Annotated in this window: 18 protein-coding genes and 1 pseudogene; 6 read left to right on the top strand and 13 right to left on the bottom strand. The window is 70.9% G+C overall.

The window, feature by feature from the left end:
- Nucleotides 1-9: 9 nt before the first annotated feature.
- The 4 genes from ACZ6NZ_RS08670 to ACZ6NZ_RS08655 are packed head-to-tail and all read right to left on the bottom strand — an operon-like array spanning nt 10 to nt 3,653.
- A complete protein-coding gene (locus ACZ6NZ_RS08670; RefSeq protein ID WP_465857112.1) occupies nt 10-513 on the bottom strand; it encodes a hypothetical protein in 504 nt (167 codons plus the stop codon).
- Entirely contained in the window at nt 510-1,970 is a 1,461-nt protein-coding gene (locus ACZ6NZ_RS08665) for an ATP-binding protein (protein ID WP_465857110.1), read from the bottom strand. The genes ACZ6NZ_RS08670 and ACZ6NZ_RS08665 overlap by 4 nt, the downstream gene beginning before the upstream one ends.
- A complete protein-coding gene (locus ACZ6NZ_RS08660; protein ID WP_366606327.1) occupies nt 1,967-2,659 on the bottom strand; it encodes a response regulator transcription factor in 693 nt (230 codons plus the stop codon). Before ACZ6NZ_RS08660 ends, ACZ6NZ_RS08665 begins: the two co-directional genes overlap by 4 nt.
- 16 nt (nt 2,660-2,675) lie before the next feature.
- A complete protein-coding gene (locus ACZ6NZ_RS08655; RefSeq protein ID WP_465857108.1) occupies nt 2,676-3,653 on the bottom strand; it encodes a phosphatase PAP2 family protein in 978 nt (325 codons plus the stop codon).
- Between the two features lie 269 nt (nt 3,654-3,922).
- Here ACZ6NZ_RS08655 and ACZ6NZ_RS08650 point away from each other — a divergent pair, with 269 nt between their 5' ends.
- Nucleotides 3,923-4,423 carry a winged helix-turn-helix domain-containing protein gene (locus tag ACZ6NZ_RS08650; RefSeq protein WP_366606323.1) on the top strand — a complete coding sequence of 167 codons (501 nt, stop codon included), beginning with the start codon at nt 3,923-3,925 and terminating at the stop codon, nt 4,421-4,423.
- A gap of 73 nt (nt 4,424-4,496) precedes the next feature.
- Here the strand turns inward: ACZ6NZ_RS08650 and ACZ6NZ_RS08645 are convergent, their stop codons facing one another.
- The gene (locus ACZ6NZ_RS08645) at nt 4,497-8,921 is read right to left on the bottom strand and encodes a S8 family serine peptidase (RefSeq protein ID WP_465857105.1); all 4,425 of its coding nucleotides are present in this window, start codon (nt 8,919-8,921) and stop codon (nt 4,497-4,499) included.
- A gap of 195 nt (nt 8,922-9,116) precedes the next feature.
- Here ACZ6NZ_RS08645 and ACZ6NZ_RS08640 point away from each other — a divergent pair, with 195 nt between their 5' ends.
- The 5 genes from ACZ6NZ_RS08640 (at nt 9,117) to ACZ6NZ_RS08620 (ending at nt 14,546) form a co-directional block, all read left to right on the top strand.
- Nucleotides 9,117-9,689, top strand: a complete 573-nt coding sequence (locus tag ACZ6NZ_RS08640; protein ID WP_465857103.1) for a winged helix-turn-helix domain-containing protein — start codon at nt 9,117-9,119, stop codon at nt 9,687-9,689.
- A gap of 92 nt (nt 9,690-9,781) precedes the next feature.
- Nucleotides 9,782-10,288, top strand: a complete 507-nt coding sequence (locus ACZ6NZ_RS08635) for a VOC family protein (protein WP_465857101.1) — start codon at nt 9,782-9,784, stop codon at nt 10,286-10,288.
- Nucleotides 10,289-10,363: 75 nt separating this feature from the next.
- Nucleotides 10,364-11,857, top strand: coding sequence for a flavin-containing monooxygenase (locus tag ACZ6NZ_RS08630; protein WP_465857099.1), 1,494 nt, complete (start codon nt 10,364-10,366; stop codon nt 11,855-11,857).
- A complete protein-coding gene (locus ACZ6NZ_RS08625) occupies nt 11,847-12,716 on the top strand; it encodes an SDR family oxidoreductase (protein ID WP_465857097.1) in 870 nt (289 codons plus the stop codon). Before ACZ6NZ_RS08630 ends, ACZ6NZ_RS08625 begins: the two co-directional genes overlap by 11 nt.
- A 270-nt stretch (nt 12,717-12,986) precedes the next feature.
- Complete coding sequence (locus ACZ6NZ_RS08620; RefSeq protein WP_465857406.1) at nt 12,987-14,546, top strand: OFA family MFS transporter; 1,560 nt, start codon at nt 12,987-12,989, stop codon at nt 14,544-14,546.
- A gap of 83 nt (nt 14,547-14,629) precedes the next feature.
- Here ACZ6NZ_RS08620 and nrfD read toward each other — a convergent pair whose 3' ends face one another.
- From nrfD to ACZ6NZ_RS08580, 8 genes and pseudogenes are all read right to left on the bottom strand, one after another.
- Nucleotides 14,630-15,595 carry an NrfD/PsrC family molybdoenzyme membrane anchor subunit gene (gene nrfD / locus ACZ6NZ_RS08615; protein ID WP_465857095.1) on the bottom strand — a complete coding sequence of 322 codons (966 nt, stop codon included), beginning with the start codon at nt 15,593-15,595 and terminating at the stop codon, nt 14,630-14,632.
- Nucleotides 15,592-16,635, bottom strand: coding sequence for a 4Fe-4S dicluster domain-containing protein (locus ACZ6NZ_RS08610; protein WP_366606310.1), 1,044 nt, complete (start codon nt 16,633-16,635; stop codon nt 15,592-15,594). The genes nrfD and ACZ6NZ_RS08610 overlap by 4 nt, the downstream gene beginning before the upstream one ends.
- Before the next feature lie 30 nt (nt 16,636-16,665).
- Nucleotides 16,666-19,914: pseudogene (gene fdh, locus ACZ6NZ_RS08605) on the bottom strand (formate dehydrogenase); the annotation flags it as partial.
- 145 nt (nt 19,915-20,059) lie between these two features.
- Complete coding sequence (locus tag ACZ6NZ_RS08600; protein WP_357195932.1) at nt 20,060-20,857, bottom strand: PrsW family intramembrane metalloprotease; 798 nt, start codon at nt 20,855-20,857, stop codon at nt 20,060-20,062.
- A 169-nt stretch (nt 20,858-21,026) separates the two neighbouring features.
- Nucleotides 21,027-22,889, bottom strand: a complete 1,863-nt coding sequence (locus ACZ6NZ_RS08595) for a hypothetical protein (RefSeq protein ID WP_465857092.1) — start codon at nt 22,887-22,889, stop codon at nt 21,027-21,029.
- Nucleotides 22,886-23,650 carry an ABC transporter ATP-binding protein gene (locus tag ACZ6NZ_RS08590; RefSeq protein WP_465857090.1) on the bottom strand — a complete coding sequence of 255 codons (765 nt, stop codon included), beginning with the start codon at nt 23,648-23,650 and terminating at the stop codon, nt 22,886-22,888. Before ACZ6NZ_RS08590 ends, ACZ6NZ_RS08595 begins: the two co-directional genes overlap by 4 nt.
- 70 nt (nt 23,651-23,720) lie before the next feature.
- Nucleotides 23,721-24,140, bottom strand: coding sequence for an ASCH domain-containing protein (locus ACZ6NZ_RS08585; protein WP_465857088.1), 420 nt, complete (start codon nt 24,138-24,140; stop codon nt 23,721-23,723).
- 16 nt (nt 24,141-24,156) lie between these two features.
- A complete protein-coding gene (locus ACZ6NZ_RS08580) occupies nt 24,157-25,227 on the bottom strand; it encodes an XdhC family protein (protein WP_465857086.1) in 1,071 nt (356 codons plus the stop codon).
- Nucleotides 25,228-25,333 lie beyond the last annotated feature (106 nt).

The raw sequence follows: 25,333 nt of genomic DNA, 5'->3' as shown, positions 1-25,333 counted from the left end.
GGCGTCCGGTCACCCGATCGGGCACGCACGGGGACCTCGGGCGCCGTCCGACCCGACGATGGTGACGGTGGTGGCGCTGTTCGCCGCGCTGACCTGCTCCGCGGCGGCGACCGTGGTGCAGATGATCTGGTCGACCGCCTGCGCTGACAACGCCTGCACGGCGATCTCCGCCCGCACGGTGAGGTCACCGGTCCGACCGGCTGCCGCCGTCACCGTGACCGGGTCCAGGCCCGCCGGAACGTCGCTGGTGAAACCCTGGGCACGTTCGTTCGCCACCGGACCGGCCGCGAGCAACGAGAGCGCGGTGGCGGGCGGCGGGGTGGTCTTGGCCGGGCGGAGGACCAGCACCAGTTCGCCCCGCGCGAGCAGGTAGAGCCAGGCACCCTGGGCGGGGCCGCTGATCGGCGGGCGACCGGTGATGACAGTGCTGGGTCGTACCCCGCAGCCCGCCGCTACCAGCGTCAGCAGCAGTCCGCTGACGAGCAGCGCGCGGCCCGTCCGCCGGCCGGTCACCGGGCCCCTCCGGTGTCGGCCGTTTCGCGGGGCAGGCGGAGGGTGAACACCGCGCCGCCGTGGGTGTCGTTGCCCGCGACGAGACTCCCCCGTCGCTCCCCGTGGCGGTGCAGGCGCGCGTTCTCCCAGCTGATGGCGAGACCGAGGCCGCTGCCCTCGGAGCGGGTTCGCGCGGTGTCGGCCTTGTAGAGGCGGTCGAAGACGTGTGGCAGCACCTCCGGGGCCAGTCCGGGCCCCCGGTCGGCCACCTCGATGGTGACCCAGTCCGGTTCGGCGCCGAGTCGCACCGACACCGGCTCGGCACCGTGCCGAAAGGCGTTGCCGACCAGGTTGGCGACGATGACGTCCAGTCGGCGGGGGTCGAGTCGGGCCACGATGCCGGGTGGCAACTCCGTTCGTACCCGGTCCAGCCAACCGCGGATCCGCAGGGTGGCGGTGACCGCCGCGGCCACGTCCACATCGTCCAGGGCGAGCCGCGCGGTGCCGGAGTCGAACCTGCTGATCTCGATGAGGTCGTTGACCAGTTGGTTGAGGTTCTGTGTCTCCTGGCTAACCAGCCGGGCGGCCCGGCCCGCGTCCCCGGGAAGGTGCTCCGCCTCCTCGTCGAGCACGTCGGTGACCGCCGTCATCGCGGCCAGCGGCGTCCGGAGTTCGTGCGAGACGTCGGCCACGAAGCGGCGGGCGTCGGACTCCAACCGCCGCAGCTCGCCGACCTGCCGCTCCAGCGTGCCGGCGGTGTCGTTGAAGGTCCGTGCCACATCCGCCAGTTCGTCGGCGCCCCGGACCGTCAACCGGGTGCTCAGGTCGCCCTCACCGAGGCGGCGCGCCGCTCGGCTGAGGTCGCGGACGGGTCGGAGGACTCCGCGAGCGGACAGCAGGGCCAACAGGACGGCGAGGACCAGGGACAACCCACCGGTCAGCCACGCCCGGCCGGCGAGCCGGTCGATGCTCTGCTGCTCGGGCACGAGATCGCGCACCGAGTAGACCTCCAGCCCGGACGGGCGGGACGTGCCGTCCGGGCGGTCGAGCGCCAACTGGGTACCGATGAGCAGCGCGGGCTCTCCGTCGAGTGAGACCCGTTGCCAGGCGATGCGACCGTCACGGACCTTCTGCCGCAGCTCGGGGGTGAGCGGGTCGGCGAGGTCGGAGCTACCCTGTGCCCGCATGTCCCGGTAGACGACCACCGCGAAGCTCTCCCGGTCGCTGAGGCGTTGGGCCAACAGTTCGAGGTCGTCCTGGGTCGGCGGCAGCTGGGCGAGCGGGTAGACCTTGGTGAGCTGGTCGGTCAACGACATCACAGCGGCGTCCTGCGCCTGCTGCAGGATGACGGTCCGTGCCTGGACGTAGCTGCCACCGGCCACCGCCACCGTCGTGGTCACGCCCAGCAGCGCGAACGCCAGGAGGAGCCGGACCCGTAGACCCGAGACCCACGTGCCGACCCGGCGCCACAGCGTCACAGCGGCCCGAACCGGTATCCGAAACCACGGACCGTCTGGATGAAGACCGGCGCGGACGAGTCGGCCTCGATCTTGGCGCGTACCCGCTGGACGCACGCGTCCACGAGTCGCGAGTCGCCGAGATACCCGTGCTCCCAGACGGCCTCCAGCAACTGCTGGCGGCTGAGCACCTGGCCCGGCGTCTGCGAGAGTTCGAGCAGCAGCCGCAGCTCCGTCGGCGCGAGGCTGACCGGCGTTCCGTCCCTGCTGACCACCAGCGCGGCCCGGTCGATGGTCAACTCACCGTGCTGTTCCAGGCCGGTCCGGTCGCCGCCGCGCCGCGAGTCACCACCGGTCCGTCGCAGTACCGCGCGGATGCGCGCCTCCAGCACCCGGGCCTGCACGGGCTTGACCACGTAGTCGTCGGCACCGGCCTCCAGGCCCGCGACCACGTCCATGTCGTCGTTGCGGGCGGTGAGCATGATGATCGGCAGGTCGCCGAGCTGGCGGATCCGGCGGCAGACTTCGAACCCGTCCATCCCGGGCAGCATGAGATCGAGGACCACGACATCGGACGGGGTCGTACGCAGCCGCTCCAACCCCTGCTCACCGGTGCCCACCGCGTGCACGGTGTGGCCCTGCCGGGTGAGCGCCAGCTCCAGTCCGTCGCGCACCGTCTGGTGGTCTTCGATCAACAGCACCTGGGACATGTCAGTAAGTATCCCATCATGAGATCTTTCGGGTTTCGGTCGTCGACGGTGGCTGCGGAGGGCTCCGTGGGGACAGCGGCACCGCGAAACCCGTCGAACGCACCAGCAACACCACCGCCCCCACCAGGACCATCGTCGACGCGGCAGCGGCCACGATGGCGATCAACAAGCCGCGCTGCACCGAGGCGGCCAGACCGGGCACGACCACCAGCAGCGCCCAGACCAGCACGACCAGCCCGACCACCGCCTCGGCCAGCCTGCGCCAGAGGCTGCCGGCATCCGAACCGCCCGTCGTGTCGCGGCCGCCGGACCAGGTCGCCAGCGCCGCCGCGGCCAGGCAGAAGAGGGTCACCCCCAGCAGTACGCCACCGAGCACGTCGCTGAACCGGTGCCAGCCCGCGATCATCGTGGCGGAGGCGATCACCGAGACCCCCGCCGCGCCCGGCACCGCCAGCCAGCGCCGGGCCCACCCGGGCAGGACCAGCATGAACGCCAGCAGCAGGGCGGTCGCCGCCGCGACATGGCCGCTGGGAAAGCTGTTGTGGGTGGTGGAGCTCAGGACCTCCAGGTCCGGGCGGGGCAGCTCCGATTTCACCGCGCCGGCCAGCAGCACCGCGCAGAGGACGATGCCCACACCGACCACCCCCGCCACCAGCCGCCGACGCAGCACACCCACCAGCAGCACCACACCGAGCAGGGCCGCGATGAGGGTCGGGCTGCCGAAGGTGGCCAGCACGGTCTTGGCCGGGCCCACCAGCACGGTCTGCTGCTCGTAGCCTCCGCCCCGCTCGGCGCGCGGCAGGAGAGCCCCGTCCAGCCACTGCCCGGGGGACGTCCGCACGAAGACGGCGCCGGTGAGGGTCAGGGCGACCAGAGCGGACAGCGCCACCGCGAGCAGCCGAAGCCCCAGAGGTGCCGCCGCGCGGGCGTGGGGCAGCGGGCGCGCCGGACCCGGCGTCGACCGCCCGACGGAGTACAACGATCCGATGGACATGGCGACCATGCTCGCTTCGGCAGGTCCGTACCCCGTCCTCGAATTGTCTTGGTTCTGTCACAACCACCCCCACCGCTTCCGGAAAGCGGATCGTCGGCGGTGGGGCCGGGTGGGCCTGGACGGCGCGATGGGATTCACATGCTTACATGCAACTATGTTTTACCCGGCCGAGATCAGCCGCCACTAGGGTCAGGGCGCCGATCGATGTTTCGGTCGGCGGTGCGAAAAATCCATCCGGAGTGAGTTGGGGAACCGGAAGGTGTTGGCAAATGCAGGGAACTCCAGTGGCCAGCCTGGTCATCGGCATCGCATCCTCGCCGGCCGAGCGGCGACATCTGGCCCGGCTGCTCGGCGGCAGTGACGCCTTCCTGATCGTCTCGACGGTCGACCAGGCACGAGACTTCCTCGGGGTGGTCGAGGCGCCTGCCGCCCCGGCTCCTCCGAGCACCGCGGCGCTCGCCGAGGTGACACCGAGCCCACCGCCACCGGATCTGGCCGTCGACTCCGACCGCCGGGTGCTGCGCTGGCGCGACCAGGAGATCGACCTGACCCGGTTGGAGCACGACGTCCTGCTCTGCCTGGTGCACGCGCCCGGTCAGGTCTGGACCTACGAGCGCCTGCACCTCGAGGTCTGGGGCAACCGGCACCTCGGCCGGGGCTCCGACATCCACTCAGTGGTCCGCCGGGTGCGCGGCAAGCTCGCCAGTCTCAACGCCGCGGCGACGATCCACTCGGTACGCGGCGTCGGCTTCCGGCTCGCGCCCGTCTGATCATCCCGGGCACGGTCCGGCCCGCCCGGTCGGGGACCAGGCGGGCCGGACTTCTGCGGCTACTGCTCAGGCGTCAGCACCTGATGGGCGCCAACCCGAAGTTCTCCACCGTCGGGGTGGCGGTGTCGATCCTGGTCTGACGGGTCTGCGGCTTCCAGCCGTCCTTGGCCACGATCATCGTGAGCGGGTTGTTGCGGCGGTCCACCCAGTAGGCGTACTTGCCCTCGGCGTCGGTGGCGAAGGTGTACGACGCCGCCCACGAGTCGACCTGCACGACCGCGCCGGTCAGCGGCGAGGTCGCACCCTGGCAGCTGGTGCCGGTGACCGTACCCATGAGCTTGCCCCAGGTCTTCGGCGGGTTCGCGGTCATGGTCACCGCGACCGGTGCCACCGAGTACGGGGTGTTCTCGGAGATCGCGACCGCGCCGGAGTAGGTGCCCGGCTGGTCCACGTTCGCGGTCAGACCGACGGTGACGGTGACCTTCGCACCCGGCGCGAGGGTGACCGCCGACTTGTCGATGGTCATCCAGCTGACATCGGCCGCCGACTCGGAGCATCCCTCGAAGCCCGGGAGCACCTCGCTGTCCGGAGCCGCGTTGAAGCTGCCGGACGAGCCGCCGATCTTGTAGAAGCCGCACGCCGCGCCGCCGCGGTACCGCGCGGTGTTGGAGTTCGGCAGGTTGGACCACGAACCGGCGGCCGGGTCGAAGGCGAAGCCGGCGTTGCTGATGGCCCCGCCCTGCGAGCCGCCGACGACGAGGAGCTTGCCGCTGGCGACGGCGTACGAGCTGGCCCAGTTGTCGGCCGGCGCGTCGGCGACGGCGGTCCAGGTGTTGGCACCCGGGTCGAAGGCGTAGCTGGACTTCTGCGCGGCGGATCCGTCGTTGCCGCCGGTGCAGTAGAGGACGCCGTCGATCCCGCCGCAGGAGGCGAAGGCCACCGACTTCGGGTAGTTGGCCATCGGTTCCCACTTGTCACCGGTCGGGTCGTACCGGACGACGCTGTTCGACATCGGCAGACAGGCCGCCGTCGTGCAGCCACCGACCGCGTACAGCTTGCCGTCGACGACGGCCTGACCGGCCGCGGCCCGCGGAGCCGGGTTGTCGGCCAGTTCCGTCCAGGTGTTGGCCCCCGGGTCGTACGACCAGGTGGCGGAGTCCGGGCCGGAGTCGCCCCAGCCACCGCTGACGATGATCTTGCCGTTCACCACGCCTGCGGTCACCGCGTTGCGCGCGCCGGGAAGGTCGGCGATCGCCGTCCAGGTCTGCGCGGCCGGGTCGTAGGCGTAGTTCTTGGTGGTGGAGGCCTCACCGTCGCCACCACCGATCGAGTACACCTTGCCGTCCAGGTTCACCACCCGGTTGTCCATGATCGTGGCCGGGTAGTTGGCGATGTCGGTCCACGGCGCCGCCTGCGGGCCGGCCGCCGCGGCAGCCGCCTTGGCCTCCTTGCCGGACGCCTTGGCGGCGAACGAGGTCGGTACGGTCAGCCGCTGCTCCGGCGCGCCGCTGGAGCCGAGCACCTGCTGGCGGGTGACCGTGGACCCGTCCGCCCGCAGCAACTCGAATCCGTTGTCCCGCTCACCGAACTTGACCTCGACCGGCGCGCCGCCGGTGTTCGTCACGGTGAACGACTTGCTGGTCTTGCCGTTGGGCATCTGGAGCGTCGCGCTCAGCTGCGTGGGCGCCACCGACAGCCGGCCGGCCGCGAGCTGGAAGTTCGCGGTGGTCGCCCAGTCGGCCTCGACGTCGACGGTCTTGGTCTGGCTGACGTAGTTGCCGGCGGTCGCCGTGAACGGGTGCTCGCCGGTCAGCGACGAGTAGATCCAGTAGAAGCCGTCGGCCAACCCTGGGTCGTCCGGGGTCGCCACCGTGACGGCCTTCTCGGCGGGCCGGTCCTTGCTGGTGACGGTCGCGCCGTTGACGTAGCTGTCGTCGTTCTTGTCGCGGACGTTGCCGACGACCAGACCGCCGTCGACCGGCACGCAGAGGACCTGGCTGCCGATCAGGACGTTGTCGACCTCCCACCACCACTCGTACGAGGCGTCGTAGTAGTGGAACCGCACCTGCACCTGCGCCTTACCGGCCGCCTGCGGGATCGGGATCTCGGTCAGCTTCGGTCCCCGGACATCCGTCTCCTGCCGGAGCACGTTGGTCCAGGTGGCGCCGCCGTCGATGCTCAGGTCCACGTCGGCGGTGTCGTCGTTGAGCTGGTTGAAGTCCTGGTTGAACCGGATGACCGGGGCCGTGACGCCGGTCAGGTCGACCACCGGGCTGACCAGCGAGGTGTCCTGGGTGGTGCCCGCCCCGTACGCGTCGCTGTCGATCATCGCGAAGTTGCCGCTGCCGCCGGTCAGGTTGCCCCGGTCGCCGTCGTCGGTGAACTTCCAGACCTGACCGCTGCCCGCGTTGTCGACGACGGTCCAGCCGGCCGGCGTGGTCGTGGCGTCGAAGGTCTCGTACTCACCGTCGGAGCCGTACGTGTACCCGGGGGCGGTGGTGCAGGCGTTGCTGTCCACCGGCACGGCGACGTTGGCGGTGACGTTGCCCGAGCCGACCACGACCTGCTTGGTGACGGTCTGGTAGCCCGGGTACTGCGGCTCGTACGTCAGGGTGTACGTCTGCCCGGCCGGCAGCTTGATGCTGTAGCGGCCGTTCGACGGGGTGGTGTGGTCGTAGACGCCGGACACCCCGGTCACGGTGACCTTGGCGTACAACGGCCAGCCGTGGCCGGAGCCGTCGGTGACCGCTCCGGTGATGTTGACGCTCGGCACCGCCGTGAGGGCGACGTCGAGCGTGGTGGTCGCGCCCTTGGCGACCGTCGCCGTCCTGGTGGTGCTGCCGTACCCGAACGCCGCGACGGCGACCTGGTAGTCGCCGGTGGGAAGCTGGGTGGAGAACTTGCCGTCGGCGCCGGTGGTCAGCTCACGCTCGGACGCCCCGGTGAGCGTCAGCGTCGCGCCGGCGATCGGGGCGCCGGAGGTCGCGTCGGTGACCGTGCCGGCCAGCGTGCCGATGTCGCCGGTCGGGGCGGCGTTGAGCAACGCGAGGGCGTCCAGTCGGCCTTCGCCGTAGACGTTGTTGTCGGCGGCGGTGCCGCCACACTGGTCGTCGGCCTTGTCGATCGCGGCGCCGTTGAGCAGCGCGCGGGTCGCGTTGACGTCGCCGACCAGCGACGGTGCCGCCGAGTACAGCAGCGCGATCGCGCCCGCGAGGTGCGGCGCGGCCATCGAGGTGCCGCTGATGCTGCCGTAGGCGCTGCCCGGGATGCTCGACCGGACGTTCACGCCCGGCGCGGAGATGTTGGGCTTGATCTCGCCGTTCTGACCGACGCCGCGGGCGGAGAAGCCGGCGACGTTGTTGTTCACGTCGTACGCGCCGGTCGAGTAGTTGCTCGCGAGGCTGCCGGGCGAGCCACTGGTCTGGCAGGCCGGCCCGCTGTTGCCGTTGGACCAGGTGCTGAAGATCCCGGAGGCGGCCCAGGCGTCCGTCACGTCCTCCATGAACGGCTCGTTGGACGGGTCCCGGGTACCCCACGAGTTGTTGATGATGTTCGGGCGCTTGCTCGCGTCCGCGTTCTGACCGTTGAGGTCCAGCGGTTCGAGCATCCACTGACCGGAATTGATCAGAGCGGCGTCACTGGGGCAGCAGCCGTTCGCCGCGATCCACTTGACCCCGGGGGCGACACCGATCTGGTTCGCGCCGTCGGAGCCGGCCATGGTTCCCATGGTGTGCGTGCCGTGGCCGTCGCCGTCACAGGGAGCGGTGGCGCAGGCCCCGGTCGCGTTGGCGGCGTTGAACCAGTTGTAGTTGTGGTCGAACGTCCCGTCGCCGTTGTTGCCGCGGTAGGCGTTCACCAGCGCCGGGTGGTTGAACTGCACCCCGGTGTCGATGTTCGCGACGGTGATGCCCTCGCCCTTGACGCCGTACTGGGACCAGACGTCGTCGGCGTTGATGTTGGCGATGCCCCACTCCAGGGCGTTCACGGTCTTCTCGTCGGCGCCCTTGGTCGTCTCCGGCACCTTGTACGAGACCGGGGCGTAGAGGCCCTCGACCTCCGAGTGCCCGGCGAACTTCTGGGCCATCGCCAGCGAGCCGCTGTTCACCTTGATGGCGTTGGTCGCCCAGAAGGTCTGGTACTTGGTGCCCGAGCTGTCCAGGTCGGCCCGGATCTTGCCCTGGCTCGCGGCGGCCGTCTTGCGCAGCGCGTCCGCCACCGCCGTGCCCCGCTTCGACCAGTCCTTGATGGCGCTGGCCTTGCTCAGGTCGGCCCGGTCCTTGAACCGGATCCAGAAGTCCCCTTCACTCTTGGCCTGGAGCTGCTTCGCGAGCTCCGGTCGGATCTTGTCCCCGGTCTGGGCGCCCGCCCCCATCGCACCGCCCGGCGCGGCCTGCGCGCCCGAGCTGATCGTCGCCAAGCATGTCGCGGCGAGGACCGTCGCCGCGCCGGCGCTCACCAGCGATCTGGCCGCGCGCCGCCATTGTGGACGTCTGAACATCGGTGCTGCCTCCCTCAGAACGACCCAGGGTGTAATGGGCCATGGTGGACCTCCCCCATGCACCGCGCGGGTCACGCCGGTTGCCCGAGTGGACACTATGATCGAGAAGAACGGACGATCAAGAACTTGCCGTGAGCAACTTGTCGCTAAGAGTTGCCCTGGCTGGCGGCGTGCTTGCCAATCATTGTCAGGACCATGACGACAGTTGGGCAGGGATGCCCATCGATCCCGGGCGGTGCGGTGGCCGAGGACGACGAGGCAACGGTGAACAGGGGTGATCCGGCCGACGAGCCGTTCCCACTGCTCATCGCCGTGACCCCCTCGCCGGCCGAGCGCATCCGACTCGCGGAGCTTCTCGACGGCATCGCACCGCTGCTGCTGGTCTCCGACCTCGACGAGCTGCGCCGGTTGATCGCCGCCCCGCAGCAGTCGGCCGCCCCATCGGAGCCGACGCCGGTCGCCGCCCTGGTGATCGACTCGGCCCGCTCCAGCGCCCGCTGCGGTGACCGTGAGATCGACCTCACCCGCCTGGAACACGACCTGTTGACCTGCCTGATCACCGAGCCGGCCCGGGTCTGGAGCTACGCCGAGCTGCACCGGTCGGTCTGGGGTGACGAGGGGCGCGAACGCAAGGCGGACGTACAGTCGCTGGTCAAGCGGCTGCGCCGCAAGCTGCACGACCTGGGCACCAAAGCCACCATCGATGTGGTGCGCGGGGTGGGGCTACGGCTGACCGATCACCAGCAGGCACGGGTCGAACGGGCCTGACAGCGATGTCGCATGAACTGATCTAGCCCTGGGTACGTCACGAAGATCAGCATCGACACAGGCGACGAAGAGCGCTGGCAAGGAGAGTCAGGATGGCATTCCCCAATCCCTCGACCGTGTCCATCGGGCTGAAGAAGGCCGCGCACGTCGGGATCGCGGTGAGTGACCTCGACCGCTCGGTCGCGTTCTACCAGGCCCTGCTCGGCGCGGAGCCGGTCGTTCGGGACGAGAGCATGCACGGCGCCGGCTTCGCGCAGTCGCAGGGCTTGCCGACGACGAAGCTGCGGTACGCCACGTTCAACCTCGACAACCTCGGGATCGACCTGATCCAGTTCCAGGAGCCGGTGGGCGACGCCGCCCAGGTGGCGGCCAACCGGCCCGGCTCGATGCACCTGTGCTTCCACGTGGACGACGTGCGCGCGGTCTACGACCGGATGAGCGGGGCCGGGTTCGAGTTCCTCGGGCAGCCGTACACGTTCGCGTCCGGTGAGGTGGAGCCGCCGGCGGCGGTCGGCACCGAGGTCGCGTACTTCAATGACCCGGACGGGACGAACCTGGAGATCATCGCGCCGAAGGGTGGCTTCGCCCGCAGCGAGTGAGCCCGCCCCCAGCTGGGCGATCCGCCCTGGCCGCCGGTGACCGACCCGACAGCGCCCGAGCTCACGGAGGGGTGAGTGGAGACAGACGTTGCCATCCTCGGCGCCGGCTTCGGCGGCCTGGGCGCCGCCATCCGCCTGCAGCGGGCCGGGTTCACCGACTTTCTCGTCTTCGACCGGGGTGAGGACGTCGGCGGCACCTGGCGTGACAACAGCTACCCGGGCTGCGCCTGCGATGTCCCGTCGCACCTCTACTCGTTCTCCTTCGCCCCCAACCCCGGCTGGTCGAACACCTACTCCAGTCAGCCGGAGATCTGGGACTACCTGCGCGACTGCGTCGACCGCTTCGGCATCCGCCCGAGGTTGCGGTTGCGCCACGAGGTACGGGAGGCCAGGTGGGACGACCAAGGCCAACGCTGGCTGTTGCGCACCTCGGGCGGCGACCACAGCGCCCGGGTCCTGATCTGTGCCGCCGGCCCGCTCAGCGACCCGGCCATCCCCGACCTGCCGGGTATCGAGGAGTTCACCGGCACGGTGTTCCACTCCGCCCGTTGGCGGCACGACCACGACCTGACCGGCCGGCGCGTCGCGGTGATCGGCACCGGCGCCTCGGCCATCCAGTTCGTGCCACAGATCCAGCCGACGGTCGAGAGGTTGACGCTGTTCCAACGCACTCCCGCCTGGATCATGCCGAGGTTGTCGCGCCGGATCAGCGGGGTCGAGCAGGTCGCGTTCCGCACCGTGCCCGGTGCGCAGCGGGCCGCCCGGGCCGGAACCTATCTGGTCCGCGAGAGCATGGGCCTGGGCTTCCTGCGCCCGACGGTCAACCGCCTCGTCTCGCGCCGGTCCCTGCGCACGCTGCGGCGTCAGGTTCCCGATCCGATCCTGCGGGACAAGCTCACCCCCCGCTACGCGATGGGCTGCAAGCGGGTGTTGATCTCCAACGACTACTGGCCGTCGCTCACCCGCCCGAACGTCGACGTGGTCACCGCCGGCATCGCCCGGATCGTGCCGGACGGTCTCGTCACCGACGACGGCGTCCACCACCGGGCGGACACGATCATCCTCGGGACCGGCTTCCACGTCACCGACTCCCCCGTCGTACGGCGCATTCACGGTCGGGGCGGGCACAGCCTGGGCGACGCGTGGACCCCCAGCATGCACGCGTACCGGGGCACGGCCATCGCCGGCTTCCCCAACCTGTTCTTCCTGCTCGGCCCGAACACCGGGCTCGGGCACACCTCGGTGGTGCTGATGATCGAGGCGCAGCTGCGTCTGGTGCTCGCGGCCCTGCGTCACATGCGGGCCCGGGGCATCCGGGCCATCGAGCCCACCGCGCAGGCGCAACGACGCTGGACCGAGCGGGTCGATGAGTTGATGGCCGGCACCGTCTGGCAGACCGGTTGTTCGAGTTGGTACCTCGACGCCACCGGCCGCAACACCACCATCTGGCCGGGGTTCGCCACCAGCTTCCGGATGAGGCTGCGCCGGTTCCGCCCGGCCGACTACCGCATCACCACGACCGGCAGCACACCCAACGAACCGGAGCGGGAGCACGCCGATGCGGTATGACCTGGCAGGCAAGGTCGTGTTCATCACCGGCGCGGCGCGCGGCATCGGGGCACAACTGGCCCGCGAGGCGGTCACCCGCGGGGCCCGGGTCGCCCTCGTCGGTCTGGAAGGCGACCTGCTCGAACAGCTCAGCGCCGACCTCGACGCGCACTGGCACGAGTGTGACGTCACCGACCAGGCGGCGTTGGACGCGGCAGTGGCCTCCACGGTGGACCGCCTCGGTGGCATCGACGTCGTCGTGGCCAACGCGGGCATCGCGAACCTCGGCACCGTCGCCGTCGGACCGGTGGACGCGCTGGTCCGTACCGTCGAGGTGAACCTCTGCGGCGCGATCCGCACGGTGAGCGCGACGCTGCCGCACGTCACCGCCGCCCGCGGCCACGTCCTGATCGTCTCGTCGGCCGCCGCCTTCACGGCGATGCCCGGCATGGCGGCCTACTGCGCGTCCAAGGCGGGCGTGGAGCAGTTCGCGAACGTGCTGCGCCTGGAGACCCGCCCGCGCGGCGTCACCGTCGGCACGGCACATCCGATCTGGATCGACACCGACCTGGTCCGCGACATCCGTGACGACCTGGCGTCGTTCCGCGCCACGCTGCGCCGGCTGCCGTGGCCGCTGTCCACCGTCGTACCCGTCGAGCGGTGCGTCGAGGCCCTGCTCCACGGCATCGAGCGCCGCAGGCGCAAGGTGTACGTGCCGCGGTCGCTCGCCCTGGTGCAGGCGCTGCGGCCGGTGGTGCTGAGCGGCCTCTCGGACGCGTTGATCACCCGGTTCGGCGGCCGGACGATGGTCGACCAGATGGAAGACGAGGTGCGCCGACTCGGGCGTTCGTTCGGCCGGACGTCGGTGGGCGAGCGGTGATGAGCATGCACGTCCGGCGTGCGGGCAGCGGAGCCGGCCCGACGCTGCTGGACGTCGAGCGCGCGGGGCGGGCCGCCTCCGCACCCCGCGTTTTGCGGTAATGACAGGCTGTGCGCTCACTGACACGTAACGTGAGGATGCAGCCGGACGACGGCTGACGCAGGCGTGCACCGGGCCGCCACCGTGGCGGTGCCGCTCGGTCGACGACCGGGTCGGACAGCCCTGCACCGCCGCCGGCCGGTTCAGCCGCAGGAGGTGTGGACGATGCCCATGCTGTCGCTACTCGATCCTCGGCACACTGTCGCTCCCCCGGGATACAGCCGTTGGCTCATCCCGACCGCGGCACTGGCCGTGCACGTGTGCATCGGCCAGGTGTACGCGACGAGTGTCTACAAGAACTCCCTCATCGCGCACTTCGACGTCAGCCAGACGGCGATCGGGGCGATCTTCAGCATCGCCATCGTCATGCTGGGCTCGTCGGCGGCGGTCGGTGGACGGTGGGTGGAGCGCAACGGACCGCGCCGGGCGATGTTCGTCTCGGCGTGCTTCTGGGCCGTCGGGTTCCTGGTCGGCGCGCTCGGTATCGCAACCCAGCAGCTGTGGCTGCTCTACCTCGGGTACGGCGTGATCGGCGGTATCGGGCTCGGGATCGGTTACATCTCGCCCGTCTCCACGCTGATCAAGTGGTTCCCGGACCGCCCCGGCCTCGCCACCGGGCTGGCCATCATGGGGTTCGGCGGCGGCGCCCTGGTCGCCGGCCCGCTCGCGCGCCAACTGCTCTCCCTCTACGACTCCGGCTACAACCCCGACAACCCGGCAGCCGTGGCGTCGGGCCACGCCCTCGTGGCACTCTTCGTCACGTTCGGCATCGGCTATTTCGTGATCATGATGTTCGGCCCGTTCAACGTCCGGGTTCCGGCGCCGGACTGGCGACCCGCCGGGTTCGACCCCGCGAGCGTCGCCGCCCGGCCCCTCGTGACGACGGCGAGCGTGTCGGCGTCGAACGCCGTGCGCACCCGATCGTTCTGGTTGCTGTGGATCGTGCTGTTCTGCAACGTCACCGCGGGCATCGGCATCCTGGAGCAGGCAAGCCCGATGATCCAGGACTTCTTCCGGGACAACGGGACCGCCACCACGGTCTCGGTGACGGCGGCGGCCGGTTTCGTGGGGGTGCTGTCGCTGTTCAACATGGCGGGACGCTTTGTCTGGTCCACGACGTCCGACCTCATCGGCCGCAAGCCCATCTACATGGTCTACCTCGGCGTCGGCATGGTGCTGTACCTGCTGCTCGCCGTCGCGGGCCACTCCGCGACCGCGGTCTTCGTGCTGATCGCCGCCGCGATCATCTCCTTCTACGGCGGTGGCTTCGCCACCATGCCCGCCTACCTGCGTGACCTGTTCGGCACCTTCCAGGTCGGGGCCATCCACGGCCGGATCCTCACCGCCTGGTCGGCGGCGGGCGTCGCCGGCCCGCTGATCGTCAACGGGATCCTCGACACGCAGGGCAAGCCCGGCACGCTCACCGCGGCGGCGTACCGGCCGGCGCTGTTCACCATGGTCGGCATCCTCGCCATCGGGTTCATCGCGAATCTGCTGGTGCGTTCCGTGCCCGAACGGTTCCACGAACCGAACCGAGGACCGGCCTCGCCCGTGGCGAAGGCCACCGTCACCGAGCCGGTCGCGCTCGGGCGCGACAGTCAACCGCCCGCCCCGCCGCGCGTCGGTAACCAGACCGGGCGGCTCTGGTTGTCGTGGCTGCTGGTCGCGGTGCTTCTCGGGTACGGCATCATCCAGACCGCGATCACCGCCGCGAAGCTGTTCACCGGCTGACGCGGGCAGCCCAGTCGCGGGCCTCTTGCACGCCGAATAAGGCGCCCCTCGGCAGGGGGCGCCTTACCGTTGCGCCGATCCGCTCAGGGCCGGGTCGCCGACCGCTTCCCGTCGAGCCGCTCCCGTTGTGGCACGACCGTGTACTTCGGATCGCGGGCCGACACCCGTCCCGCCTCGAAGACGCCGAACCGGGTGGCCACCGACGATGCCACGAGGGCGGCGCCGGAGATCGCCGCCAGCACCCGGCTGCGTCGGCTGAACAGCGCGGCGACGGTGCCCACGCCGAGCAGCACATCACCCGCACGGACCAGCCGACCGCTGCGACCCTGCCGGTAGGGCTCACCGGTCAGGCCCAACCGTTCGATCCGGCGACCGCCGAGGTACTTGATGGTCGCCGCGACGACGGCGAGTCGCCGCAGCGGAGCGGCCTGGGCGGCAGGCGCCGCGATGAGGCCGACCCCGGTGGCGGCGGCCAGCGCGCTGCCACCGAAGACGAACGGCAGATAGGGGTACGCCTCGTGCCAGGCAGGTACGGCGGTGTCGGCCAGCAGCACCCCGGTGTAGGTGGCCAGCGCCGGGGCGGTGGCAGCCGCGGCCAACCCGGCGATGTCGCCGACGGGTGGCGCCAGCCGGCGGGCCAGGCCGAGAACACCGTGCGCGGGGAGCCGCGGCGCGAGCTCGGCGACCGCGGCCACACCGGCGGCCGGGCCGAACGCGGCGAGGATCCAGGTGCCGACCGACATCGGTGAGGTCACCTTGACCACTCGGAGCATGTGGTGGAACCGGGTCGGCCGGCCGAGGTCGTGCACCAGCAGGTACGTACTGGCGGCGATACCGCCGAGGGCCGTCCAACGGCCGATCACGCGCAGCCCCGGTCGTCCGGTCAGTTGGGCGGCCCCGCCGATCAGCGCGCCTCCGGCGGCGAGACCTCCGGTGAACAGGTAGCCGGCGATGTCGTACTTCCACACCGGCGGCTTCAACACCGGCCGGCCGTAGTAGGAGGCGAAGTCGGCCGGCGGCACCGTGAGCTGCTCACCACCGCGGGTCATGACCGCCTCCCCAGGAACGCGACGACGGTGGCGGCGGCCATCGCCAGGGCGGCCACACCGGCGTGCCTCCACATGGCCGGCAGGTCGCGGGTGGTCACGATCGGGTCGGGCGGCAACCCGTACACCTCCGGTTCGTCCAACAGGAGGAAGAACGCCCCGTCACCACCGACCCCGTCGTTCGGGTCGTGCCCGTACAACCGGGCCTCCGGCACGCCCCGCTCATGCAGCTTCGCCACCCGCGCGGCGGCCCGCTCCCGCAACTCGTCCAGAGCGCCGTACTGGATCGACTCCGTCGGACACGCCTGCGCACACGCGGGGGTCATGCCCGCGCCCAACCGGTCGTAGCACAGCGTGCACTTCCACGCCCGGCCATCGTCCTTGCGTTGATCGATGACGCCGTACGGGCAGGCGGAGATGCAGTAACCGCAGCCGTTGCAGATGTCCTCCTGCACCACCACAGTGCCGAACTCCGTCCGGAACAGGGAACCTGTCGGGCAGACGTCCAGGCAGGCCGCGTGGGTGCAGTGCTTGCACACGTCCGACATCATCAACCAGCGAAAATCCGTCCGCCCCTGCGCGCCCGAGCCCCTCCCCGGCGGCTGCGCGCCCGGCATCCCCAGGAACTCCGGCCCGCCCGACATGCGGGCCGCCGCACCGGGCGAGCCGGTGGACAGGCCGGGGTCCGTTCCGGTGTCGGTGCCGGTACGCGCGCCGGCCGCCGCCGTCACCGGGCTGATCGCCGGCCCGTCCGGGTCCCCCGCGAACGCCGGAGTCGCCCAGCCGGCCGGCCGAGGCTGCTCCACGAACGCCACGTGCCGCCACGAGTTCGCTGTCAACGCGCCGGTGTTGTCGTACGACATGCCGAGCAGGTCCAGGCCGCTCTCGGGGACGCCGTTCCACTCCTTGCAGGCCACCTCGCACGCTTTGCAGCCGATGCAGACGCTGGTGTCGGTGAAGAACCCCATTCGCGGCGGCGGGTTGTCGTAGCCGGCGTCCGGTGCGGGGTCCAGCGGCCCGTACAGGGCGTTGGCGTGGGGCATGGGTCAGACCTCCTGGTCCGGGCCGCTGTCGGCGGAGTCGGTCGTGACCTGCGGTGGATAGTGCGGGTTCAGGTCGCCGGACCGCCGCCGGTAGTCGACGACGAGGTCCTGCAGCTCCCGGCCCCTGGGTCGGCGGCCGGGCCGCACGTCGCAGGTGCCGACCTTGCTCTCCTGGATCAGCACGTTCGGGTCCAGGCTGATGCCGAACAGGTCGTTGGCCGAGTCGCCGGTGACCAGACCCTCGAAACCGAAGTGGTACGGCAACCACACCTGGTGGATGATCCGACCGTCCACCCGCAACGGGGTGAGCCGATCGGTCACCAGCACCCGCGCCTCGATCGCCGCACGGGCGGTGACCAGGTGCGCCCAATCCAGGTGGGTGAGACCACGTTCGGCCGCCAACTCCGGCGACACCTCGACGAACATCTCGGGTTGCAGCTCCGCCAGGGGCGAGACCATCCGGCTCATCGCACCGGCGGTGTGGTGCTCGGTGAGCCGGCTGACAGTGAACACGTACGGGAACACCTGGCTGTGCGGTTCCGGCGGGCTCGGGTTGAGCGTGTTGATCGGGTGGGTGTAGACCTTGCGGGTCGGGTTGGCCTGCTGTCGGTAGAGCGGGTTGCGCACCGGCGACTCGACCGGCTCGTAGTGGGTGGGCATCGGCCCGTCGAGCACACCGGTCGGGGCGTACAACCAGCCTTTGCCGTCGCCCTGGAGGATGAACGGGTCGTCGCCGGCGATGCCCGCCACGCCCGAGGCATCGTGCGCCGGTCGGTAGGACGGCGGTTTGGTCTTCTCGAAGTCCGGTACGTCGTAGCCGGTCCACTCGCTCTTGTCCGCGTCCCACCAGACGTAGCGCTTGCGCTCGGACCACGGGTTGCCGTCCGGGTCGGCGGACGCGCGGTTGTAGAGGATGCGCCGGTTCGCCGGCCACGCCCAACCCCACTCGGGTGCCACCAGGGACTGCTCCGAGCCGGGTTTGCGGCGGGCCGCCTGGTTGACGCCGTCGGCGTACACCCCGGTGTAGATCCAGCAACCGCCGACGGTGGAGCCGTCGTCCTTCATCTCGGTGAACGACGCCAGCGGGCGGCCGGTGGCCACGTCGTACCCGTTGATCTCGCGCAGCACCGCCTCGGCGCTGGGCTCCGCGTACGGGCCGTGCGTGGGGTAGTCCCAGGCGAGGTCGAGCAGCGCCCGGTCGCGGGGCTTCGTCGACGTCGCCAGCCGTTCCCTGATGACGCGTCCGAGGTGGTAGAAGAACCAGAGTTCGGAGCGGGCGTCGCCTGGGGGTTCGACGGCCTTCTCCCGCCACTGCAACAACCGTTGGGTCTGGGTGAAGGTGCCCTCCTTCTCGACGTGGGAGGCGGCCGGCAGGAAGAACACCTCGGTGCGGCACCGCTCGGGGGCGATCTCGCCGGTTTCGATCTCCGGCGCGTTCTTCCAGAAGGTGGCGCTCTCGATCTCGAACAGGTCGCGGACCACGAGCCAGTCGAGGTTGGCCATGCCGAGACGCTGCGCCCGGCCGTGCGCCGACCCGACCGCCGGGTTCTGCCCGAGCAGGAAGTACCCCTTGACCTTCCCGTCGATCATGTCGAGCACCTGCTGGTAGGTGCCGTGGTCGCCGGTCATCCGGGGCAGGTACCCGTAGCAGTAGTCGTTCTCGGCGGTGGCCGCCTCACCCCAGTACGCCTTGAGCAGGTTGACGCCGTAGGTGCGGGCGTTGCCCCAGAAGCCCTTCTGCCCGGGGTGGGCGATGCTGTCCACCCATTTGTCCAGGGTCGGGTGATTGGCGTGGTGGGGCATCGGCAGATAGCCGGGCAGCAGGTTGAACAGCGTCGGGATGTCGGTGGACCCCTGGATGCTGGCGTGCCCGCGCAGGGCCATCACCCCGCCACCCGGGCGGCCCATGTTGCCCAGCAGGAGCTGGATGATCGCGCCGGTGCGGATGTACTGCACGCCGACGCTGTGCTGCGTCCAGCCGACGGAGTAGACGAGCATGCCGGTGCGGTCCCGGCCGGAGTTCTCCGTCCACGCCTGGGCCAGTTCGAGGAACTTCTCCTGCGGGATGCCGCAGACCTTCTCCACCATCTCCGGGGTGTAGCGGGAGAAGTGCCGCTTGAGGATCTGGTAGACGCAGCGCGGATGCTGCAACGTCTCGTCCCGTTCGGTCTCGCCGCCGACGGGTGCGCCGTGCGACTCGTGCTCCAGACCGGCGCCGGTCTCCCGCTGGATCTCCGTGTCGCGGGTCGTCTGGTTCTGCCCGTGGCCCTCGTAGCGCCAACTGGTCTGGTCGTACGAGGCGTTCTCCTCCTGGAAGCCGGAGAAGAGCCCGTGCAGGTCCTCGGTGTCGGCGTACTCCTCGGTCACGATCGTCGCGGCGTTGGTGTAGGCGACCACGTACTCCCGGAAGTCCAACTCGTTGTCGAGGATGTAGCGCACCACCCCACCGAGCAACGCGATGTCGGTGCCCGCCCGGATCGGCAGGTACGCGTCAGCCAGCGCGCTGGTGCGGGTGAATCGCGGGTCGACGTGGAAGACCTTCGCGCCCCGACGCTTGGCCTCCATCACCCACTGGAAACCCACCGGGTGTGCTTCGGCCATGTTCGAACCCTGGATGACGATGACGTCGGAGTTCGACAGGTCCTGCTGGTACTGGGTGGCGCCGCCACGACCGAAGCTGGTCCCCAGACCGGGGACGGTGGAGGAGTGTCAAATACGCGCCTGGTTCTCGATCTGGAGCGCCCCCATCGCGGTGAACAACTTCTTGATGAGGTAGTTCTCCTCGTTGTCCAGCGTCGCCCCGCCCAGACTGGAGATGCCCAGCGTCCGGTTGAGCGGCCGGCCCTCGGCGTCGACGTCCTCCCAGGTCTCGTCCCGGGCGGCCAGGACCCGATCGGCGATCATGTTCAGCGCGGTGTCGAGGTCGAGGTCCTCCCACTCGGTGCCGTACGGCCGGCGGTAGCGGACCTTGGTCTGCCGCAGCGGACTGGTCACCAGGCTCTTGCTCGCCGAACCCTTCGGGCAGAGCCGACCCCGCGAGATCGGGCTGTCCGGATCCCCCTCGATCTGACTGACCTGCCCGTCCTTCACGAACACCCGCTGACCACAGCCGACGGCGCAGTACGGACAGACCGAGCGGGCGACGCTGTCGGCGGTCTCGGTCCGAGCGGTGAGCGCGCGGGACCCGTCGGACTTCGCCGCGGCACCCCGGCCCAGCGGGTCCGTGCCGGTGAGCTGGCGATACACCGGCCAACCCTCGAACCAGCCGCGCGCCCCCATCGCCGCACCTTCCCGACCAATCCCGCCACATATGAACACTCTGACGGTAGTTGAGGTGCCGGCCCGGCCGCAGCGACATCACCAACAGTCATGCCTCTCCCAGCCCTTCGCTGCGGGCCGGGAGAGGCATGGAGGACGGCGTTGGTCAGTGCGGCTGCAACTGGCCGACGTGCTGATCGCTGAAGGTCCGGTAGCGGCGCAGCTCCCAGAACAACCACCCGATGCTGATGATTGCCAACACGACGAAGACGAGCGAACCGGAGAACGTGTCCCAGAGGGTGTGCAGGACGACGACACCCAGGAACGTGCCGATGAACCCGAAGAGCCGGGCGACGCTCGGGCTCGCCAGCAACGCCCAGAGCGCGCCGGCGGTCAGCCCGGTCCAGGCGGTGTGGCCGGCGGGCGCCGTCAGACCCCGGATGAAGAGCGTCTGCTCCACCGCGCCGATGTTGCCCTGCGAACTCAGCAGCGCGCTGAACGCGTAACCCATCGTCTCCAGGGCGGCGAACCCCATGCCGGCGGCGATGCCGATGATCAGCCCGTCGGAGGGCACCCGGCGACGGCGCTGGGCCACCACCGTGAACAGCAGCACCACCGGAACGATCAGCTTCGCCGACTCCTCGATCAACGCGACGAACAGCATCGGCAGGGTGCCGAGGCCGCGCAGGGTGTCGTACTCCAGGGTGCCGGCGACAACGGTGCCGATCACACCCCCGAAGAACGCCGACGTCACCAACACCGACGCCGGCACCTGCCAGCGCCCGGTCCGGGCCTGCGCGAACGTCAGGAACGTCAACGGCACCAACGTCGCCCCGAGCAGGATCAACGCCGGTACGAAGTTCGGATTCTTGGTGCTGACCAAGGTCCGCAGCACCGCCAGATAAAGGATCAGCCCGATGACGAGCACCCCGACCCACGCCCACCGGCGCCAACGATCACCCATACCGCGGAGTCTGGCGGACCAAGGTTACGAAGACCAGCTCGGGCCCCGTCGTCTCGCCTGGCTCGCACCACTCCACTCGCATCGTTGGCAGATCAGCTGTTCGACACGCCGAGCGGTTCCCGGCTGAGCTGCCACCGATCGAGGCGGCGACTGCGCCCCGGAGGGGCGGTCAGGTGGGGGGAAGTGATGGGGCACGGCTGCCCGGTTGCGGTCGGCGATCCCACAGCACCAGGCCGGTGAGCAGCATCGCGACGCCCAGACCGACCATCGCCAACCCCACCGCCGTGTGCGCGCTCCCGCTCAGGTGACCGGCCACGATCCACCCGCTGTCGATTCCGAAGGCCAGCGGCATCAGCCCCTGCGGGATCACCGGGACCCACCCGAGCGTCAGCAGCCCGAGCGCCCACGCTGTCGACGTGTTCTCCCGATACCACTGCGCGTCCCAGGTCAGCGGGAGCGCCGCCTCCGGGGGCCGGCTGCGCTGACCGGCCGCGGCGAGCACCGTCGTGCCGCGCTGGGCGAGCCGCTCGTCGGCCAACCACAGGCCACCGGACCAGGTCGCCACGCCGGACAGCAGCCCGACCACCGGTAGCAGCGGTGTCGCCGCCGGCGGACCCCAGATCATCAGGGCGAGCACCGGCCCGGCGGCCAGCAGCCCGGCAGCGGTGGCGACCAGCACGCTGACGATGTCGGTCGGGTTGTCGGCCGCGGTGGGGTGCCGCGGGTCGGCCACCGGACGTACGCGCAGCAGCGACACCCACACCGGCACCGACGCGCCCGCGCCGAGCAGGGCCGGCAGGGTGGAGAGCGCGGCCAGCGGGTCGACGTCGGGAGCGAGGACGATGCCGACGACGGTGAGCAGCACGCCGATCGGAGTGACCAGCACCAGCCAGGCCAGGGCACGTCCCCGGACCTCGGCCCGTTCACCGCCCGGTGTGGTGAACGGCAGCCACAACGCGGTGCCGTCCAGCCCGACCAACCCGGCCGACATCGCCGCCGCGCCGAGCACGGCGAGCGTTCCGGCCCACGGCAACAGCAGGTCCACGTCCGACAGCAGCGGCAGCCCGGCCAGCAACGCCCCGTACACCACAGCGAACGCCAGATACTGCACCCGCAGCGGATGCCGCGTCCAGGACCGCAACTCACGGCCGACGACCGCCCGCGTCGCGGCCGGCACCCACCCCGGCCACTCCCGCTGCGCCGTGGCCGGTGAGGCCGCCGTGGTCCGGCGCGGCCGGAACGGCACGCCGGTGGCGATGACCCTTCGGACGAGCATGACGTACGCGGCGGCGCAGAGCGCCACGATGCCCACCAGCGCCGCCATCAGGCGCACCCCTTGCCCGGTCGGCCCGGCCACGGCGGTGACCGGCCAGCCGCTCGGCACGTACCCCATGGCCCGGACCACGTCCTGCGGCGGTGCCACGAGCAGGACCGACACCCACGGGAAGACGGCCCAGAGCGACCCGGCGACCCCCATCGCCGTGCCGGTGAGGACGCCGGTGAGCAGCGCCCCGACCGGACCACCGGCGTGGCCGACGACCTCCAGCGCGATGGCCGAGCCGATCAGCCCGAGCAGCCAGAGCAGCACCGCGCCACAGGCGGTGACGAGGACCGCGACGGTGCCGTACCGGGCGGCGTGCACCGGCAGCGCGGCGAGGGCCACCAGCGAGACGGCCGGGCCGACCCCGATCGCCGACGCGGCGAGCAGGCCGATCGCGGCCGGGACCCCGCCGATCGGCTCCAACCGCAGGTGGGCCGGGCGGACCCGGCCACGCCCGCCGCCGAGCAGCAGCGGCAGGACGATCCAGCCGAGGACCCACGCCCCGGCGAGCAGGCCGAGAGTGTGCTGGTCGCCGTTGCGCGCGTACCGGATCAACCAGGCGGCGGCGAGCAGACCGACCAGGCCGGCCACCGTGGGGCCGGGGTGTTCGCGCAGCGAGCGACGCAACATCGTCGCGCGCATCCGGGCCGGTACCGTCATCGCGCCGAGGGCGCCGCCCCACGCTCCGGCGACGGTGGATTGCGTGCTCATCGGGCCCCGGTCAGCCAGTCCAGACCGGCGCTGCCGGAGGCTTCGGCCCCGACCAGCTCGACGAACCGGTCCTCCAGGCTGCTGCCGGCGGCGACCTCGGCGACCGACCCGGCGGCGACCACCCGGCCCTGATGGATCACGGTGACCTCGTCGCACATCTGCTCGACGAGCAGCATCGAGTGGGTGGACAGCACGCAGGTGCCGCCACCGGCCACGAACCGGCGCAGCACCCGGCGGATGGTGGCCGCGGAGACCGGGTCGACCGCCTCGAACGGTTCGTCGAGTACGAGCAGTCGCGGCGCGTGCAGCAGCGCCTGGGCGAGACCGAGCTTCTTGCGGGTGCCGGTGGAGCAGTCGGCCAACGGGGTGCCGGCGCCCTTGACCAGGCCGAGCACGTCGATGAGTTCGGCTGCCCGCTGGGCGGCCTCCGCCCGGGGCAGCCCTCGCAGCCCGGCGCTGTAGCGCAGCAGTTCGGCGCCGGTGAGGCGCTCCGGGAAGTCGAGGCCGTCGGGCAGCACGCCGGTCAGCGCGCGGGTCAGGCCGCGCTCGCGCAGCGCGTCGTGACCGAGGATCCGGATCTCCCCGGAGTCGGGAGTGACCAGGCCGACGGCCATCCCGATGGTGGTGGACTTGCCGGCGCCGTTGGGCCCGACGATGCCGTGGAAGGTGCCGGAACGCACGGTCAGATCGATGCCGTCCACCGCGCGATGCGCCGCGAAGGTCTTGACCAGGCCACGGATCTCGAGTGCCGGGGGGATCACGCGCCGAGCATAGGTGACCTTCGACGATCATGTGGTCCGTCGACGGACCATCCACAGTGGGCGGCGCAGATCAGGTGACGTGCACCAGCCGGAACCGTTCGGTCACCACCAGGGTGTCGTCGTCCACCGTGAAGTCGGGGTCGCCCAACTCGGCGCGCACCTCGGCGCTGTGCCAGAACGTCTCGTGCCCCGCACGCCACTGCGCGACCGACTCGTCGCCCTCCCCCTCGGCCAGGGCGTGCGGCAGGTCGACGTCGGCGAGCCGGACCACCCGTACGTCGGTCAGCTCGATGGCCGCGACGCGGCGGCCGGCGGAGTCCACCACTGCCGACAGTTGACCCACCTCGGGCAGCGGCTCGTTCGCGCACTCGTACCCGATCAGCAGGCCCGACGTCGAGGTCTTCGCCCCGGACAGGATCGCGCCCACGAGCTTGTCCCGCAGTGGCCCCGGAAACGCGAACTCGGCCAGCGGAAGATCGTCGAGGTCCATCCGCGGAGCGTACGCGTCAGTGGTGGATCGGGGTCGCCAGGTCGCTGAGCGGGCGTCCCGTGCCGCCCCAGGTCTCGGCGGTGATCTCGGCGGCGATCGCCACGGCCGTCTCCTCCGGTGTCCGCGCGCCCAGGTCCAGCCCGATCGGTGAGCGGAGTCGGGCCAGCGCGCTCTCCGGAACACCCGCCTCGCGCAACCGGCGGATCCGATCGTCGTGGGCACGTCGGCTGCCCATCGCGCCGATGTAACGGGCCGGTGTGGCGAGGGCGACCTGGAGCAGCGGCACGTCGAACTTGGGGTCGTGGGTCAGGACGCAGAGCACCGTGCGGTCGTCGACGGTCGTCGACTCCAGGTAGGCGTGCGGCCAGCGGACGACGAGGTCGTCGACGTCCGGGAAACGCGCACGGGTGGCGAACACCGGGCGGGCGTCGCAGACCGTCACGTGGTAGCCGAGGAACGTGCCGATCCGGGCCATCGCGGCGGCGAAGTCGATCGCGCCAAAGATGATCATCCGGGGTGGTGGCACGTAGGACTGGACGAACACGGCCACCTCGTCGCCGCGCTGCTGCCCCTGCCGACCCAGGTGGATCGTGCCGGTGAGGCCGAGCGCGAGCATCCCGGTCGCCTGCCGGGCCGCCGCGTCGTCCAGATCGGGTGCGCCGAGGCTGCCGGCGAACCGATCCGGCCAGATCACCAACTGGGCGTTCTCCACCGATGCGGTGGCGACCGGACGGCCGTCGCGGATCGCGGCGAGGACCTCGTCGAACTCGGTCATCGCCACGCTCGGTTGCACCAGGACCTCGATGGTGCCGCCGCAGGTCAACCCGACGTCCAACGCGTCGTCGTCGCTGACGCCGAAGGTCTGGGTGCGCGCCGCGCCGGTCTGGATCGCGGCCCGGCAGAGTTCGTAGACGGCACCCTCGACGCAGCCGCCCGAGATGCTGCCCACCACGTCGCCGTTCGCCGAGACGGCCATCGCCGCGCCAGGTTGTCGCGGCGCGGACTGCCAGGTCCGCGCGACGGTCGCGACGGCGAACGCGACTCCCTCCGCACGCCAGCCGGCCAGCCCGTCGACGATGTCACGCATGGCCGCACGATCCGCGAGCCTCGCCGACACCGTCAACGGTGACCTAAGCAACTGCTTAGGTCACCGTTGACTTTGCCCCCCGCCGGGCAGAGATTCTGCCGGACCA

The sequence above is a fragment of the Micromonospora sp. NPDC047756 genome, assembly GCF_055587245.1.
Note: the sequence above shows the minus strand (reverse complement) of the source record. Positions and strands in the feature narration are given on the sequence as shown.

What these genes read in the sequence shown, in the direction of transcription:
- ACZ6NZ_RS08625 (WP_465857097.1), top strand. Translation starts at nt 11,847, where the DNA reads ATGCGGTATGACCTGGCAGGCAAGGTCGTGTTCATCACCGGCGCGGCG.
- nrfD (WP_465857095.1), bottom strand. Translation starts at nt 15,595, where the DNA reads ATGACCCGCGGTGGTGAGCAGCTCACGGTGCCGCCGGCCGACTTCGCC.
- ACZ6NZ_RS08660 (WP_366606327.1), bottom strand. Translation starts at nt 2,659, where the DNA reads ATGTCCCAGGTGCTGTTGATCGAAGACCACCAGACGGTGCGCGACGGA.
- ACZ6NZ_RS08595 (WP_465857092.1), bottom strand. Translation starts at nt 22,889, where the DNA reads ATGAGCACGCAATCCACCGTCGCCGGAGCGTGGGGCGGCGCCCTCGGC.
- ACZ6NZ_RS08650 (WP_366606323.1), top strand. Translation starts at nt 3,923, where the DNA reads ATGCAGGGAACTCCAGTGGCCAGCCTGGTCATCGGCATCGCATCCTCG.
- ACZ6NZ_RS08645 (WP_465857105.1), bottom strand. Translation starts at nt 8,921, where the DNA reads ATGTTCAGACGTCCACAATGGCGGCGCGCGGCCAGATCGCTGGTGAGC.
- ACZ6NZ_RS08600 (WP_357195932.1), bottom strand. Translation starts at nt 20,857, where the DNA reads ATGGGTGATCGTTGGCGCCGGTGGGCGTGGGTCGGGGTGCTCGTCATC.
- ACZ6NZ_RS08640 (WP_465857103.1), top strand. Translation starts at nt 9,117, where the DNA reads ATGACGACAGTTGGGCAGGGATGCCCATCGATCCCGGGCGGTGCGGTG.
- ACZ6NZ_RS08610 (WP_366606310.1), bottom strand. Translation starts at nt 16,635, where the DNA reads ATGCCCCACGCCAACGCCCTGTACGGGCCGCTGGACCCCGCACCGGAC.
- ACZ6NZ_RS08580 (WP_465857086.1), bottom strand. Translation starts at nt 25,227, where the DNA reads ATGCGTGACATCGTCGACGGGCTGGCCGGCTGGCGTGCGGAGGGAGTC.
- ACZ6NZ_RS08635 (WP_465857101.1), top strand. Translation starts at nt 9,782, where the DNA reads ATGGCATTCCCCAATCCCTCGACCGTGTCCATCGGGCTGAAGAAGGCC.
- ACZ6NZ_RS08620 (WP_465857406.1), top strand. Translation starts at nt 12,987, where the DNA reads ATGCTGTCGCTACTCGATCCTCGGCACACTGTCGCTCCCCCGGGATAC.
- ACZ6NZ_RS08585 (WP_465857088.1), bottom strand. Translation starts at nt 24,140, where the DNA reads ATGGACCTCGACGATCTTCCGCTGGCCGAGTTCGCGTTTCCGGGGCCA.
- ACZ6NZ_RS08655 (WP_465857108.1), bottom strand. Translation starts at nt 3,653, where the DNA reads ATGTCCATCGGATCGTTGTACTCCGTCGGGCGGTCGACGCCGGGTCCG.